Consider the following 14,785-nt stretch of genomic DNA (forward strand, 5'->3'; position numbering starts at 1 on the left):
CTGATCGTAAGCGCCACCGAATGTCCAATTATCCCAAGACCGAACGGCTGATGGCGCGCGGTGCCGCCTTCCTCGGCAGCCAAACCGCGATCCTGTGTGGGGCGATGAGCTGGGTCTCAGAGCGTAACCTCGTTTCCGCGATTTCCAACGCCGGTGGCTTCGGCGTGATCGCCTGCGGCGCGATGACTCCCGAGCTGCTCGACACCGAGATCGCTGCGACCAGAGCGCTGACCGACAAGCCCTTCGGCGTGAATCTCATCACCATGCACCCGCAGCTGTTCGATCTCATCGAGGTCTGCGGCAAGCATGGGGTCAGCCACGTCGTGCTGGCCGGGGGCATTCCGCCCAAGGGTAGCGTCGAAGCGATCAAGGGGCATGGCGCCAAGGTCATCTGCTTCGCGCCCACGCTGGCGCTGGCGAAGAAGCTGCTGCGCTCAGGTGCCGACGCGCTGGTGATCGAAGGCATGGAAGCCGGCGGCCACATCGGCCCCGTTTCGACCAGCGTGCTCGCGCAGGAAATGCTGCCCGAACTGGCTGACGAGCATTTGATCTTCGTGGCTGGCGGGATCGGTCGCGGCCAGGCGGTCGCCGGCTATCTCGAAATGGGCGCGGCAGGCGTCCAGCTGGGCACGCGCTTCGCCTGCGCGAGCGAGAGCATCGCCCACCCGGACTTCAAGAAGGCCTTCTTCCGCGCATCGGCACGGGATGCGGTGGCGAGCGTGCAGGTCGACCCGCGCCTGCCGGTGATCCCGGTGCGCGCACTCAAGAACAAGGGCACCGAGGAATTCACCCGGAAACAGATCGAGGTCGCCGGCGTTCTCGATCGTGAGGAGATCGGGATGGACGAGGCGCAGCTGCAGATCGAACACTATTGGGCCGGTGCGTTGCGCCGCGCGGTGATCGACGGCGACGTCGAGAACGGCAGCCTCATGGCTGGCCAGTCGGTCGGCATGCTCAAGGAAGAAGAGCCGGTCGCGACCATCATCGCCAAGCTGATGGCGCAAAGCGAGGAGGCGCTCGCGCGGCGCTGAGATGGACATCAGGCGGCTCGACCTCGATGTCGCGATCTATCGCGATCGGGTGCAGGTCACCGACCGATCAACCGACTCCTTCGTCGACCAGCGGGCCGAGTACCCCTTTTCGTCCGAGCACTCGCTGGTGGCCAACCCGCGCAACCTGGAGGACACGCTGGTGCGGGCGATCCGCCAGCTGCTCAAGGGCGGGTTCATGCTCAACAAGCCAAGCGCACGGGTCATCGGCAGCGAACTGCCGCTTTCGCCCAGCCAGCGTGTGATAGTGGAGACGGCGCTGCGCGAAGCGGGGATCCGCGACATCACCTTCAAGCTGTAAGCGCGCATTGGCGGGGCACTAGGGCGAATGCGGTTGCCCTGGGCCTGATGGCGCGGCACAGCGCTGCCCATGTCCGAAGCCCTCGTCCTGACCCTCTCCTGCGCCGATCGCCCCGGGATCACTGCGCGCGTAAGCTCTTTCCTGTTCGAACGTGGCGGCAACATCCTCGAAGCGCAGCAGTTCAACGATCGCACGTCGGACGCCTTCTTCATGCGGGTCGAATTCGATCCGGGCTCCGTTTCACGCGAACAGATTCGCCGGGAATTCGCGCCATTGGCGGGTGAGCTCGGGATGGACTGGAAACTGGCGCTGCGCGATCGCCCACGCCGGGTCCTCATCATGGTCAGCAAGTTCGACCATTGCCTTGCCGACCTACTCTATCGCTGGCGTATCGGCGAATTGTCGATGGATCCGGTGGCGATCGTGTCCAATCATCCGCGCGAGGCCATCGAGCACACCCATCTGGGTGAAATTCCGTTCCATCACCTGCCGATCACCCGCGAAAGCAAGGCAGCGCAGGAAGCGCAGGTCCGCGCGATTGCCGAGCAGACCAATGCCGAACTGGTGGTGCTGGCCCGCTACATGCAGATCCTGTCGGACGAACAGGCGGCGCATTTCGCGGGCCGCTGCATCAATATCCATCACAGCTTCCTGCCCGGCTTCAAGGGCGCCAAGCCTTATCACCAGGCGCATGAGCGCGGGGTCAAGATGATCGGTGCGACTGCGCACTATGTCACTGCCGACCTCGACGAAGGCCCGATCATCCACCAGGCCGCCGAACCAATCAGCCATGCCGACACGCCTGACGAGCTGGTCCGCAAGGGTCGCGAGATCGAAAACCGGGTCTTGGCCGAGGCGGTGCGCCTGCATCTCGAGGAACGCGTTCTTTTGAATGGCAAGCGGACCGTGGTATTCCGCGGCTAAGCGAATAGCGGATTGGGGATGGCAAATGATCGTCGAGCGGCTGGACCATGTGAATATCATCACCGATCGGCTGGCCGAGACGGCGCGCTTCTATGCCGAGCTGCTCGATCTTGAGGAGCGCGACGCGCCACCGCCGCTGAAGCCCGAGCAGGTGCGATGGATGCACGACCAGTCTGGCCAGGCAATCCTGCATCTCAATTCGGTCGATTGCCCACGTGCCTTCGATCGCGCGGTCGCGCCGGGTGCGGAGACCGGGGCGATCCACCACGTTGCCCTGCGCTGCGGCGATTTCGACGAGGTCAAGGCGCGGCTCGACGCGCGGGGCGCGGATTATGCGATCAACGATCTGTCGGCGATCGGGCTACGCCAGATCTTCACCGCGGACCCCAACAACGTCCTGCTCGAACTGAACTTCTTCGCCGCCTAGCCGGGTTGGCCAAGCAGGGCCTTCCACGGTGCCGTGCCCGGTTCGTCGCTGGATAGCGGGTCCCACACTTCGGCCATCCGCGCCCTTGCTTCGGCTTCAGGTACGCCAGCCTGGCGGTCGAGTAGGTAGAGGAAGGCGGTCACTCGGTAATTCATGATGCAGTGGACGTGCACCGGGCCGTCAACTTGATCGAGTACCCGGTGCAAGGCCGCGACATGTTCGTGGGTCGGAGCATCGAACGGCACCGGGATATGCGTGTAGCCGATGCCCTGCTTGGCCAGTGCGGTGCCTTCGTCGGGCAGGGCTTCGGGGTGATTGTCGAGCGCGAGGTTGACGACGTGGCGTACGCCAATCGCCGCCAGCCGTGCGGGATCGCCGGGCTCAAGCCGTCCCGAAGTGGTGATCCCGTCGGCTCGGCGCCGCCAGTTGCGGATGTCCGCTGGATCATCCGCAACTGCGCTCACTTGCCCTCCAGCGCCTTGTCCTCATTGGCCCGCTTGAGCACGTAGGTCCGCATCGCCTCGATCTGCTCGCGGCTGAACTGGTCCTTCCATGCGACCATGCCGTTTTCCGCCAGCAGTCCGTCGTGGACGACCTTCTGCCACAGGTCCTTCTGGCCCAGCGTGGCCGAATGCCGCAGGTCGGGGTTGAGGCTCCCTGCGACCGCGGAGATGCCGTGGCAGACGCTGCAGCTGTTGCTGTAGAGCTTTTCACCCAGGGCGATCTGCTCGGGCGTGCCTGCCGGGGCCGGCGGGTCGAGCACCAGGGCCGGGGTCGGTTTGAGCGGCGGCAATGAGCCTTTCGCACCCAGCTTGAAGACCAGCAGGCGGCTGACGTTGGGCGTAATCCCGCCGCCAAGCTTGCCTGCGGACACGTCCCACACGCCACCCCAACCGACCAGCACGGCGACGTACTGCGCGCCGTCGATGGCATAGGTCATCGGCGCGGCGAGCACGCCGGTCTGGGTCGGGAACGACCAGAGTTGCTTGCCGGTATCGGCGGTATAGGCGCGGAATTCGCCGGTCGACGTGCCCTGGAACACCAGGTTCCCTGCGGTCGCCAGCGTTCCGCCATTGGTCGGGCTCGATTGCGGGACCTTCCAACGTATTTCGCCGGCCACCGGATCGAAGGCGACCAATGCGCCGTTGAGCGCCGCCTTGGTCGCATCGCGCACGGCCTTGTCCGCCGGGATATTGCCGCCGCTTACGTCGATGCCGAGCTGGAAGCCGGTCGTGCCGGGCTCCCAATCGGGATCATGCGCGTAATATTGCGGGGTGTTGTTGGTCGGGATGTAGACCAGCCCGGTGGTGGGGCTGTAGCTCATCGGCGTCCAGCTGTGCGCGCCGACCGCGCCCGGCACGCCGACGAAGGGCTTGCCGGTCAATTCGTACTTGGCTTCCGGATTGACATTGGGCTTGCCCGTCACCGGATCGAGTCCGCTGGCCCAATTGATCCCATCGACAAAGGGCTTGCCCGAGATGAACTTGCCGGTCGCAGCGTCGAGCACGTAGAAGAAGCCATTCTTCGGCGCGTGCATCACCACACGACGTGTCTTGCCGCCGATGTTGAGGTCGGTGACGGTGATCTGCTGGTTAGAGTCGAAGTCCCAGCGATCTTCGGGCGTTTCCTGGAAGTGCCAGGCATATTCGCCGGTGTCGGGTTTCACCGCCACGATCGATGCCGTGTAAAGGCTGTCGCCCGCGCCATCGGTGTTGCGATAGGCCGGGTTCCACGGCTCGGCATTGGCGGTGCCGAAATAGACGAGGTCGGTCTTGGGATCATAGGTGATCGAATCCCACACCGTGCCGCCGCCGCCGAGTTTCCAGAAATCACCGCTCCAGGTCTTGACCGCAGCATCGAGATGCTTGCCTTCCTGCGGCTTCGAAGGGTCGCCGGGCACGGTGTAGAAGCGCCACAATTCGTCGCCGGTCTGCGCGTCGAAGGCAGCCAGGTAACCGCGGGTGAAATACTCCGCGCCCGCCGATCCGATCAGCACGCGACCCTTGACGATGCGCGGGGCCCCGGTGATCGCCATGTGCGAGCCTTCGGGTATGGTCAGCTTGGACCAGGCGACCTTGCCGGTCTTCTGGTCGAGCGCGACCAGCCGCCCGTCGAGCGTCGCGACGTAAACCTTGTCGCCATAGAGCGCGACGCCGCGGTTGACCGCGTCGCAACACACCTCGACCAGCTTGGAACGCGGCACCTCGGGGTCGTATGCCCATTTGAGCGCACCGGTCTTCGCGTCATAGGCCTTCACCATGCTCCACGCGGTGGAGATGTAGAGCGTGCCGTCATGCATCAGCGGGGTTGCTTCCTGCCCGCGCGCGGTGTCGAGATCGGCCGACCAGGCGAGGCCCAGCTCTCCGACATTGGCGTCGGTAATCTGGTTCAGCGGGGAAAAGCGCTGCTCGTCATAGTCGCCGCCATAGGTCAGCCACTCTTCGCCGTTCCCGGCAGCCAGCATGGCATCCGTGACGCCGTCGGTGGCAAGCGTCGGCTCCTTGGGACCCATGTTGCAACCGGCCAGCGCCAAGGCGGCAAACGCCGCAAATCCCAATCCGCGCATATTCCCTCTCTCCCCGGCGACATATTTCCGTCGCTCCTATGCAACCTATCCTGCCGTGCAGACGAAAGCTTGTCCATCTCGCATTGACGGATAGGATGTGGGGGCGAGGGGTGGCAGGAGAACGATAGTATGTGTGACGAACAACAGCTTGCACGCTGGGCCAAGGATGGACTTACGCGGCGGCATTTCGGCGTCGGCGCGCTGGCGGGCGTTGCCGTGGCCTGCGCACCTTCCGAAAGCACGGCTGGCGAATCGACCGATGGCAGTATTGCCGAGCGCAAGGTGACCTTCGCCACGCCCGACGGGACCATGGATGGCGAGTTCTACCACCTCGCCACGGGCAAGCATCCCAGCGTAATCTTCTGGCCCGATATCGGCGGGATTCGTCCGGCCAAGCGGGCCATGGCCAAGCGGCTGGCGCAAGCCGGCTTTGCCGTGCTGCTCGCCAATCCCTATTACCGCGACGTGGCCGGGCAGCAGTTCGAGGATTTCGCCGATTTCGCCGGCAATGGCGGCTGGGACAAGGTCACTCCCTGGCGTTCGAAGTTCACGCTCGACACCATCCAGACCGACGCGCGCGCCTGCGCCGACTGGCTGCTGGGACAGGACGCGGTCGATGCCGCACGCGGGATCGGCACGCAGGGCTATTGCATGACCGGATCCTTCGCGGTGGTTGCACCCTCGGCGCATGATGCGATCCGTGCGGGCGGAAGCTTCCACGGTGGCGGGCTCGTCCGCGCGCAGGGGCCCAGCCCGCACAAGGTCCTGCGTGCCGATGCGCATTACCTGATCGCGATCGGCCAGAACGACGATGCCAGGGCGCCGGGCGACAAGGACGCGCTGCGGGAGGCGGCCGATGCCGCGGGTACCACGGCAGAGATCGAGGTCTACCCGGCGGATCATGGCTGGTGCGTGCTCGACAGTCCGAGTTATGACGAGATTCAGGCCGAACGCGCCTGGTCGCGGCTCCTCGCGCTCTACAGGGCGGCGCTTTGACAACAGCGGTTTAGCTTGCGGGCCGCCTCTCGCACGCTACGATGGCGTGGATAGAGGAGGCCTGTTTGCAATGATCGAAATTCTGCTGGGCATGCTGGTGCTGCTCACGCTCATCTTCCTGATGATGGGCGTGCGCGTGGTGAAGCAGGGCTACGTCTACACGATCGAACGCTTCGGCAAGTTCACCGTCTCGGCCGATCCGGGCCTGCACCTGATCATCCCCTTCATCGACCGCGTCGGGCGCAAGGTGAATATGATGGAACAGGTGCTCGACATCCCGGGCCAGGAAATCATCACGGCGGATAACGCCATGGTGGGCGTCGACGCGGTGGTGTTTTTCCAGGTGCTCGACGCGGGCAAGGCGGCCTATGAGGTCTCGAACCTCTACCAGGCGATCATGGCGCTCACGACCACCAACCTGCGGACGGTGATGGGCTCGATGGATCTCGACGAGACGCTGTCGAAGCGCGACGAGATCAATGCCCGCCTGCTCAGCGTGGTCGACCATGCGACATCGCCGTGGGGGGTCAAGATCACCCGTGTCGAGATCAAGGATATCCGCCCGCCGCACGATATTTCCGAAGCCATGGCGCGGCAGATGAAGGCCGAACGCCTCAAGCGGGCCGAGATCCTCGAGGCCGAGGGTGACCGTGCCTCGAACATCCTGCGTGCCGAAGGCGACAAGCAATCCGCCATCCTCAAGGCCGAAGGCAAGCGTGAAGCCGCCTTCCGCGATGCCGAGGCACGCGAGCGCGCAGCCGAAGCCGAGGCCAAGGCGACCGAACTCGTCTCCAACGCCATCGCCTCTTCGGGGAGCCAGGCGATCAACTACTTCGTCGCGCAGGAATATACCAAGGCGGTCGCGCGCTTTGCCGATAGCCCCAACGCCAAGACTATCCTGTTCCCGGTGGAGGCGACGCAGCTGATTGGCTCGCTCGGCGGGATCGGCGAACTGGTCCGCGGTACTTTCGGCGATGCGCCCGGCACGGTCGATACCGGCACCCCGATCCAGCAACCGCGCGAACCGGCCCCGGTCCGTCGGCCTACCGTTCCGCGCAGCAGCGGCCCGGTCAAATAGCGATGGACGGGGTTGAACCCTATTGGATCTGGTTGCTCGTCGGCCTGGTGCTGGCGGGGCTGGAGATGGTGGTGCCTGGGGTCTACCTCATCTGGCTCGCCCTCGCGGCCTTCGTCGTCGCCGGGATGACCTTCATTTCGGCACCGGCGCTGGCAATGCAGGTCATCGCTTTCGTCTCGCTGGCGCTGATCTTCGCCTTTTCGGCCAAGCGCTGGCTGGGCGAGCGCCCGATCATCTCCTCCGACCCCTTGCTCAACAATCGCGTCGGCCGCCTGATCGGCGAAACCGCGGTGGTCACTGCTGCCATCGAAGGCGGTTCGGGGCGGGTGCGCGTCGGCGATAGCGAATGGATCGCGCGCGGACCCGATGTCGCCGCGGGCGAGCGGGTTCGCATCGCCGGGAGCAAAGGTTCCGAACTGCTGGTCGAACCGATCGCCCTGCTCGGCGAAGGCGGCGCGGAAAGCTAGCTCAGGCGCTCAGCCGGTCGGCGAAGCGGCCGTGCTTGCGATAGCGCACCATCCACTTGTCGAGGAACAGGCCGAGCGGCTTGGCGGTGATGCCCAGCTTGTCGAGGCCGGGCAGCTTGCCCGACGCGACATTGCCCGCCTTGAGCAGCGCCCACTGCTCCGATGACATCGGCGTCAGCGGCAGCGCAGCGAACAGCGCCGAAAGCGGATCGGGCACGGCGAGGAAAGTGCGCTTGCGGCCCTGCGCAGCGGCGATGCGGTGGTTGATGTCCATCATCGTCAGTACTTCGGGGCCGGCCAGCTCATAGGTTTTGCCGCCATGCGTGGCGCTGTCCTCAAGCGTGCGCGCTACCGCCTCGGCGACGTCATCGACGTAGACCGGCTGCATCTTCGCATCGGGCCCGAACACCGGCAGCACCGGCAGCGTCGCGATCAGCCCGGCGAACATGTTGAGGAAGCTGTCATCCTTGCCGAAGAGGACCGAGGGCCGCAGGATCGTCGCCTTGGGGAAAGCCGCGAGCACGCGCCGTTCGCCTTCCTGCTTGGCTGCGGCATAGGCGACCGGGTTTTCGGGGTCGCCCGCACCGCTGATCGCGCTGACATGGACGAAGGCCTGCGCGCCCTGCGCCTTGGCGATTTCGGCCATCCAGCCCGGTGCCTCGCCCATCAGGCGGTGGAGGTCGCCCGCGAAATTGCCGACCAGATTGACCACCGCGTCGGCCCCGTGGAGGCAGCGCTCGAGGCTTTGCCGGTCGGTCGCGTTGCAGCGGGCGAACTGGATCTGCCCGAGATTGGCGAGCGGCTTGAGCTTGAATGCGCGTTCCGGGTTGCGGCTGGCGATGCGCAGGCGAGCACCCCGCTCTAGCAGGGCCTGCGCCACATATTGCCCGATGAAGCCGCTGCCGCCCATCAGCACCACCAGCTTGCCGTTCAATGCACTGCCATTTGCCATCGAGTTCGCCCGTATCCTTGCGCGTGGAATCGTCGCTGCGCCCCTAGCGCCAACGGCTTGTCACCCGCAAGCGTTCCGGGCGCACCGATTGCGGTTGACAAGAATCGCGCCACTTCGCTAGGGGCGCGCTCCTACCCGGCCCGGACGAGAATGCTCCGCGGCTAGCATGTGTGCCCAGATGGCGGAATTGGTAGACGCACCGTCTTCAGGTGGCGGCGCTCGCAAGGGCGTGGAGGTTCGAGTCCTCTTCTGGGCACCATTTGTTCTCATCAGAACGTTCCAAAACATTGCAGAAATGGCGGAATTCTGCCATTCTTGGCCTCTAGCGCAGAAAGCGAGGTCTTGTTTTGTTCCGCTTTGTTCCAACGTCTCTGGGGGCCTCGGCTGGGGGCTCCAGCTCAAAAGGCCCCAACTTTCAAAAAAGTGAGGCCCCCAAATGAGCCTCAATGTGCAGGAAATCAAAGGCTTCCGGGCTGCCGACAAGTCGTACAAGAAATACGACTCGCGGGGGTTACTGCTTCTGGTGAAGCCGAACGGCTCCAAGCTCTGGTATTTCAAGTACCGCTTTGGCGGGAAGGAAAAGAAGCTACCCATCGGCGCGTTCCCAGAGGTCAGCTTGTCGCAGGCGCGCCAGCTTCGCGACCGGGCACGGCTCAAGGTTTCCGATGGCATCGATCCGATGCTGGAGCGGAAGCGCAAGAAGGCCAGGATCAAGCTAGGTGCGGAGAACACCTTCGAGGTTATCGCCAACAAGTACATCGACGAGAAGATGGTGCCCGAAGGCAGGGCGGAAGCCACGCTGCGCAAGGCGCGCTGGTTCCTCGAACTGCTCAAGCCTGCAATCGGCAATATGTCAATCAACGACGTCGACCCACAATTGATGCTGGCAGCGCTCAAAAAACTCGAAGCCAAAGGCAATCTCGAAACCGCGAAGAAGTGCCGCTCCTTCGCAAGCCGGGTGTTCCGGTACGGGGCTGCGCTTGGCCAGTGCCAAACCGATCCAACGTCGATCTTGCAGGGCGCATTGGTCACACCAAGGGCGCGGCACTACGCGGCGATCCTTGAGCCTGAGAAGTTGGGCGGGCTGCTTCGCGCTATCGATGACTTCGAATGCTACCCCGCCACGAAGTTCGCGTTGAAGATCGCACCCCATGTCTTTGTGCGACCCGGTGAGCTTCGCCATGGCGAGTGGAATGAGATCGATTGGGACAAGGCCACCTGGACAATTCCGGAAGGCAAGATGAAGGCGCGCCGGACCCATGTTGTGCCTCTATCGCGCCAGGTAATGGACCTGTTTCGAGAGCTAAAATCGATTACCGGTAGCAAGGGCTACATTTTCCCGGCGTTCCATACGGGCCAGCGCCCAATGAGCGAGAATACGATCAATGCGGCATTCCGTCGCATGGGTTTCACCAAAGACGAAGTGACAGCGCATGGCCTGCGCTCAACGGCCTCGACCATGCTCAACGAGAGCGGGCTCTGGCATCCCGACGCCATCGAGCGCGCTCTCGCCCATGGCGACAGCAACGCTATTCGCGGCGTCTACAATCGGGGGAACTACTGGGATGAACGCGTAAAGATGGCGCAATGGTGGAGCGATTATCTTGATGAGCTTCGACTCTGCCAAGCGAGCCGCTGACCGTAATGTGATACAGGGGCTAATTTGCGCCCCGATTTCGGCCTTTCCGCCTAGTTCGGCAACAGCCCGAAAACTGCCTTTCGTTCATGCAGCTCTGAGTAGCAGCTCGAATGGTAGGCATTGGGACTTTGCAGTCAGGCAGCTTTGCGTTGCGCCCAGCGAGGAAGCAGATCTAGCTGAGACTGCAGTAGAACCGGCAATAGTGTTGCGGAAATTTTAGTGTTGCGGAAATTTTTTCGCAGATCGGGCCCTTTCAACGCATTCTGGACGTTCGATCTGCCCGCCCCCTTCAGGCTCCTTTGTCTGACCGAGCGAGCGGGGATCAGGCTTCGATCAGGCGCAGGACGATTTGCTCGATCGTTTGTGAATCAAGGCCCTGCTGCGGTCCGTCTTCGGTGATTATGAGGCGACCATCCGGATGATTGTCCGAATAGGTGGTAAACCCGTTTTCCTTGTACAGGTCCTGCTTACGGGCCCAGCGCTTTCGGTACTGCTCGTCAGAGAGCATGCCGCAATGTTCCCAATACCAGCTCTTACCGTTCGCCTCGATCAAGAAGTCTGCCCAGCGGCCCCTGCCGTCATCGAACGGCAGCCGCGGTTCGACCTGATATGAAAGCCGCCCTTCCTTCTCAAATCCAAAAAGAATGTTCGCGATTGCGAGCTCGTTCTTCGAGCTGACCATCTCGCCGCGCAGCGTACGATGGATGAGCCTTTCTTCCAGAAAGGTTCTCTGTGACCCGCTCAGGCTTCGCGGCAGTTCGGGAGGTAGCCTGACGGGCTCAGGCCGAGTCGTGCGCAGCAGGTTCGTGAACCGCGCTGCAATGTCGGAATAGACATACTGCCGGAGCGACAGGAAGGTGTCGAACGGCCCCTGATGCAGAATCCAGATGCGCTTCTTCTGCCGCGTCAGCGCCGTGTAAAGCATCTCGCGCGAGACGAGGCGGCTGTGTGCGGGCAGGACAAGAATGACGCTGCCAAACTCGCTGCCTTGCGCCTTGTGCACCGTGATGGCGTAGGCGAGTTCGAGATAGGGGCTGCCATCTTCCGAGAACGCCGATCGCTTGAAGGAAAAGCTTCTGTCCGCCCGGCCCGAGAGTTCGAGATGCGTATAGCCCGGCTGGCTCTTCCCGAACCTCATCTGCCCAGTGATCATACCGATTTCACCGTTCGCAATGTATTCCGGATCGCCACTTCCTCCGGGATTATAGATGTAGGGCTTGCGCCGGTGATTGCGCACGCAGATCACTTTGTCGCCATAGACGATCTGTTCCGCCCCGCGCGGCTCCGTAAAACGCATCCAGTCCCTGTAGCGCGGCACGCGCGCCGAGCCGACAGCGGTTTCCAACCGCTTATGGCGCAGCCGTTCCTTGATCCGGCGGTTGATGAAGGTCGAGCCGCCGGGCGTGTTGCGATTGACGCTGAGGATTTGCCAGCCTTCCGCCTTGTCAGCGCATCCCTTGTTGAAGTTCAGATAGCCCTTGCCGTTGCGCTCTGCGCCAAGAGATTCTTCGAGTTTGTCGATCAGCTCGTCCGGTTTTGCGCCCAGCTCTTCGGCGATGACGCTCTCGATCAGGCCAGACAGATCAGTAACCGTATCCCAGCGTCTATACGTTACGGTCTCATCGTCCTCGCCTTGAAGCGCCTTCATGATGATTTCATCTTCGCCCGGCGGCAATTGTCGGCCTGAGAAGATTGCCGCGAGCTGCACGTCCGAACGCGCCAGTGCCGGGGTTGGATCTTCGCTGTCGGTGTCTGCCTGCCGGCGCGGTGTCGTCAACTCACCTACGCCCTGGCTGTCATGCGAGCGCTTCAGATATTCGATGATGTCCACAAACGGACAGCCCGCGCCGATCGGGGGAAGCTGATACGGATCCCCGACCAGGATCAGGCGGCAGTTTTGCGGTATCGCCTCAATGATCGCCGCGAGCATGTCTTCGGTCAGCATCGAAGATTCATCGATGATGCAGGTAGTGGCTTCGACTTTCGGGGCTTCGGGATCGATGAAATATCGCCCCGTGTCCGGGTCGTAACGGTGCGGGAGCAGGAACTGCGCGACCGTCTGCACATTGCCCTGCTGTCCGGTTTCCTTGCCAAGTCGCACGCGCGCCTTACCCGTCGGTGCGAGCAACCGGACCCTGCTGCCGACGATATCCGTAAGGCCAAGCAGGAGTTGCAGCACGCTCGTTTTTCCGGTTCCGGCGGGGCCGATCAGGACACTGATACGGCTCGCGCCAAGACGTGAAAGTGCGGCGGCCTTTTCATCCCGCGCCCGGCTTTCGTCCAGATCGGTTGCCGGAAAGGCTTTGAACTTGTCATCCACCAGCTTGCGCCAATCGATTTGCACCGCGGCATCCTTCGCCTTGAGCCGCTCGTCTACAGCCTTGCTGATGATTTTCCCGCTCGTGAAATACCTGTCCAGCTGGAGAGTAAGCTTTTCGTCTTCGCCTTGCACATCGACCTTCGGGGCAAAGTCATCCCGGCAAAGATCGACAATGTCGGCGTCGAGCGGCAATGGATGCACGGTTGTCAGTGCCGCCGCAGCCTCGCCGAGTTGCGCGATCGGCAAAAGCGTATGGCCCTGATCCGTGCTGTCTTCGAGGATCCTGATCGATGCCGCGCGAAGCCTGAACTCATTGTCGTATTCGGCGAGACTCTTGCTGCATGACGCCGGAAGGGGATGAGCGCTGGCGACTTCCTTGCCGGGGTAAATGCCCCGATCCACCGTTCCGAATGAAATCGCGTCGGGGGCCGTGCGGTCATCCTCATAAAGAAGGAACGGGTTCTTGAGCGTTTCATCGGCGCCCAACCGGAGAGCCCGAACGGCTTGATCCTTGGTTAGTTCAAGGCGCGATAAGAGCCTGAGCCGATCCATTTCCGGAATCTTGTCCCGCAGCTTGGCCCAGCGCTTCTTCATCATGCCGGTAATGTCAGGAGCCCCAACAGGCGCGCTTCGCTTGTCCGTCATGATGGCGTCGATCGCGGGCCACGGGTCCATATTCTCTTCGAGCTCGTCGGCGAGCGCCATCGCGAACAACGTGCCGTTAAAGCCGTCGTGCAGCGCTGACAGCACGACACCAAGTCCCGGTGCCGGGCCTTGCATCGCCCAAAGCCTTCCGAGCCGCTCATCGATCCAGGCGATGTACCGGTCCCACGGCCCGCTGAGGATTTCAGAAGTACGTTCGAGCGCGCCGCGCGCCGCAATCAGAGACGCCGCCGCCGCGCCATGCCAGACATGTTCGCTGCCATAGGAGAATTGTGCCCTGGCATCATCGGGCACGAACGCAACGAAGTCAGCGGCATCGCGATCCTGCCGCTTCTCAAGTTCGGCAAGCACGGCCTGATAAGGCATCACGAAGCCTCCGGTAACGCCGCCGCCCTGTTTGGCAGGACGCAGCGAATGCTGGAGGGGGCGCTCCCAAACCATCGCCCGTAATGGCGACTCATGGCCTTCTTTGTAGGGATATTCGGTCAAATCGTGCTTTTTGTGCAGTAGCGCGGCACCAAGCAGGACGCGGCGCTCATCATCGCACAGTGGCGTGCGCGTCGCATAGAAGAGCACGAGGCTTTCATTTTCGATCAGCGGTGCTGCGAAGGCGTTCAGTAACGCTTCCTGATTGTCAAAACCCTGAATCCAGCTAGTATCTTCCAGCCAGTTCGGTGAGGAGGGTTCTCTTTCCCGCGATGCATCAAGCTCAAGATTTTCCGCAATCTCAAAACCGCTGTCTTTCAGCATCCAGCGGTAGGGTATCGAGACCGCGCCCCAAGCCGGTACGCGGACTGTTTGCTTGAGGATGTGGGTGTGATCCGGACTCCACTTCGAGTAGGCCATCACACTGTCGAAGCTGTGCGCATTCGCACTCATGAAGCTCGCGCTTGAGCGCAGGCACGGCGGTCTCTCGTCCGGCGCCAGGTCGTCGAACGCCTCGTCGTGCAAACGCGCTTCGAGGACATCGTCCCGATTTTCGGCGATCAGTTTGAGGGCAAGGCAGGAGCTGTTTGCGTTCGGGTCGTGGCAAACATAACCGTCCCAGGCCCGGTCATGCCAGGGAACACGGATCGACAAATTCCTTGTGATGCCCATTGCTGCTTCCTTGGCCCTCCCGTTCTTGAGCACCGAGCATAGACTGGCAGTTCCGCTTGAGGAAACGAAGACTTCCATTCCTAGAATTTGAGCTACCATTTCATTGTTTTATGCCACTGACACCACCGCATTTCGCCAACGTTGAAACATTGTCAGTATGCTTTTGAGAGAGCGGGTTGACGATTGAATGAATTAAATCGTGAGATAAAGCAATGAAACAGCAACTCAATTACTTGAATGAGCTATAGTAAATTACGGTATAATACTCTTCGATACTGTTAAGAGGCATCCTCGACGACCCCGCC

Annotated in this window: 12 protein-coding genes and 1 tRNA gene; 9 read left to right on the forward strand and 4 right to left on the reverse strand. The window is 62.3% G+C overall.

The genetic code is table 11. The features are described 5' to 3' along the window. Nucleotides 1-20 precede the first annotated feature (20 nt). From HQR01_RS13300 to HQR01_RS13315, 4 genes are all read left to right on the forward strand, one after another. Nucleotides 21-1,031, forward strand: coding sequence for an NAD(P)H-dependent flavin oxidoreductase (locus HQR01_RS13300; protein ID WP_173215357.1), 1,011 nt, complete (start codon nucleotides 21-23; stop codon nucleotides 1,029-1,031). Nucleotide 1,032: 1 nt separating this feature from the next. Beyond that, nucleotides 1,033-1,350, forward strand: coding sequence for a hypothetical protein (locus tag HQR01_RS13305; protein ID WP_173215359.1), 318 nt, complete (start codon nucleotides 1,033-1,035; stop codon nucleotides 1,348-1,350). Between the two features lie 69 nt (nucleotides 1,351-1,419). After that, the gene (purU, locus tag HQR01_RS13310; protein WP_173215361.1) at nucleotides 1,420-2,274 is read left to right on the forward strand and encodes a formyltetrahydrofolate deformylase; all 855 of its coding nucleotides are present in this window, start codon (nucleotides 1,420-1,422) and stop codon (nucleotides 2,272-2,274) included. A 25-nt stretch (nucleotides 2,275-2,299) separates the two neighbouring features. Beyond that, nucleotides 2,300-2,701: a VOC family protein gene (locus HQR01_RS13315; protein WP_173215362.1), complete on the forward strand. Its 402-nt coding sequence runs from the start codon at nucleotides 2,300-2,302 to the stop codon at nucleotides 2,699-2,701. Here the strand turns inward: HQR01_RS13315 and HQR01_RS13320 are convergent. Beyond that, nucleotides 2,698-3,165: a protein tyrosine phosphatase family protein gene (locus HQR01_RS13320; RefSeq protein ID WP_173215364.1), complete on the reverse strand. Its 468-nt coding sequence runs from the start codon at nucleotides 3,163-3,165 to the stop codon at nucleotides 2,698-2,700. The genes HQR01_RS13315 and HQR01_RS13320 overlap by 4 nt on opposite strands. Next, a complete protein-coding gene (locus tag HQR01_RS13325; protein WP_173215366.1) occupies nucleotides 3,162-5,267 on the reverse strand; it encodes a PQQ-dependent dehydrogenase, methanol/ethanol family in 2,106 nt (701 codons plus the stop codon). The genes HQR01_RS13320 and HQR01_RS13325 overlap by 4 nt, the downstream gene beginning before the upstream one ends. A gap of 129 nt (nucleotides 5,268-5,396) precedes the next feature. Here HQR01_RS13325 and HQR01_RS13330 point away from each other — a divergent pair, with 129 nt between their 5' ends. The 3 genes from HQR01_RS13330 to HQR01_RS13340 all read left to right on the forward strand — a co-directional run bounded on the left by HQR01_RS13330 (nucleotide 5,397) and on the right by HQR01_RS13340 (nucleotide 7,808). Beyond that, nucleotides 5,397-6,263, forward strand: a complete 867-nt coding sequence (locus HQR01_RS13330) for a dienelactone hydrolase family protein (protein WP_173215368.1) — start codon at nucleotides 5,397-5,399, stop codon at nucleotides 6,261-6,263. A 70-nt stretch (nucleotides 6,264-6,333) separates the two neighbouring features. Beyond that, on the forward strand, nucleotides 6,334-7,341 hold the full coding sequence (locus HQR01_RS13335) for an SPFH domain-containing protein (protein WP_173215371.1): 1,008 nt from the start codon (nucleotides 6,334-6,336) through the stop codon (nucleotides 7,339-7,341). Nucleotides 7,342-7,343: 2 nt separating this feature from the next. Beyond that, complete coding sequence (locus tag HQR01_RS13340; protein WP_173215373.1) at nucleotides 7,344-7,808, forward strand: NfeD family protein; 465 nt, start codon at nucleotides 7,344-7,346, stop codon at nucleotides 7,806-7,808. A gap of 1 nt (nucleotide 7,809) precedes the next feature. On the opposite strand, the gene HQR01_RS13345 is transcribed toward HQR01_RS13340, so the two are convergent. After that, nucleotides 7,810-8,760, reverse strand: a complete 951-nt coding sequence (locus HQR01_RS13345) for a complex I NDUFA9 subunit family protein (protein ID WP_173215375.1) — start codon at nucleotides 8,758-8,760, stop codon at nucleotides 7,810-7,812. A 172-nt stretch (nucleotides 8,761-8,932) separates the two neighbouring features. Here HQR01_RS13345 and HQR01_RS13350 point away from each other — a divergent pair. Together HQR01_RS13350 and HQR01_RS13355 are read left to right on the forward strand one after the other, a co-directional pair. Then, nucleotides 8,933-9,019, forward strand: a tRNA-Leu gene (locus HQR01_RS13350). A 177-nt stretch (nucleotides 9,020-9,196) separates the two neighbouring features. Further along, nucleotides 9,197-10,399, forward strand: coding sequence for a tyrosine-type recombinase/integrase (locus HQR01_RS13355; protein WP_173215377.1), 1,203 nt, complete (start codon nucleotides 9,197-9,199; stop codon nucleotides 10,397-10,399). Between the two features lie 322 nt (nucleotides 10,400-10,721). On the opposite strand, the gene HQR01_RS13360 is transcribed toward HQR01_RS13355, so the two are convergent. After that, nucleotides 10,722-14,480 (reverse strand): AAA family ATPase, encoded by a 3,759-nt coding sequence (locus HQR01_RS13360; protein ID WP_173215379.1) that lies wholly within the window; start codon nucleotides 14,478-14,480, stop codon nucleotides 10,722-10,724. Nucleotides 14,481-14,785: the final 305 nt, after the last annotated feature.

Source organism: Erythrobacter mangrovi (assembly GCF_013260645.1).
GTDB lineage: Bacteria > Pseudomonadota > Alphaproteobacteria > Sphingomonadales > Sphingomonadaceae > Qipengyuania > Qipengyuania mangrovi.

Excerpts from the sequence above, each read along its gene's own strand:
- HQR01_RS13300 (WP_173215357.1), top strand. The coding sequence starts at position 21 with ATGTCCAATTATCCCAAGACCGAACGGCTGATGGCGCGCGGTGCCGCC.
- HQR01_RS13305 (WP_173215359.1), top strand. The coding sequence starts at position 1,033 with ATGGACATCAGGCGGCTCGACCTCGATGTCGCGATCTATCGCGATCGG.
- purU (WP_173215361.1), top strand. The coding sequence starts at position 1,420 with ATGTCCGAAGCCCTCGTCCTGACCCTCTCCTGCGCCGATCGCCCCGGG.
- HQR01_RS13315 (WP_173215362.1), top strand. The coding sequence starts at position 2,300 with ATGATCGTCGAGCGGCTGGACCATGTGAATATCATCACCGATCGGCTG.
- HQR01_RS13325 (WP_173215366.1), bottom strand. The coding sequence starts at position 5,267 with ATGCGCGGATTGGGATTTGCGGCGTTTGCCGCCTTGGCGCTGGCCGGT.
- HQR01_RS13330 (WP_173215368.1), top strand. The coding sequence starts at position 5,397 with ATGTGTGACGAACAACAGCTTGCACGCTGGGCCAAGGATGGACTTACG.
- HQR01_RS13335 (WP_173215371.1), top strand. The coding sequence starts at position 6,334 with ATGATCGAAATTCTGCTGGGCATGCTGGTGCTGCTCACGCTCATCTTC.
- HQR01_RS13340 (WP_173215373.1), top strand. The coding sequence starts at position 7,344 with ATGGACGGGGTTGAACCCTATTGGATCTGGTTGCTCGTCGGCCTGGTG.
- HQR01_RS13345 (WP_173215375.1), bottom strand. The coding sequence starts at position 8,760 with ATGGCAAATGGCAGTGCATTGAACGGCAAGCTGGTGGTGCTGATGGGC.
- HQR01_RS13355 (WP_173215377.1), top strand. The coding sequence starts at position 9,197 with ATGAGCCTCAATGTGCAGGAAATCAAAGGCTTCCGGGCTGCCGACAAG.
- HQR01_RS13360 (WP_173215379.1), bottom strand. The coding sequence starts at position 14,480 with ATGGGCATCACAAGGAATTTGTCGATCCGTGTTCCCTGGCATGACCGG.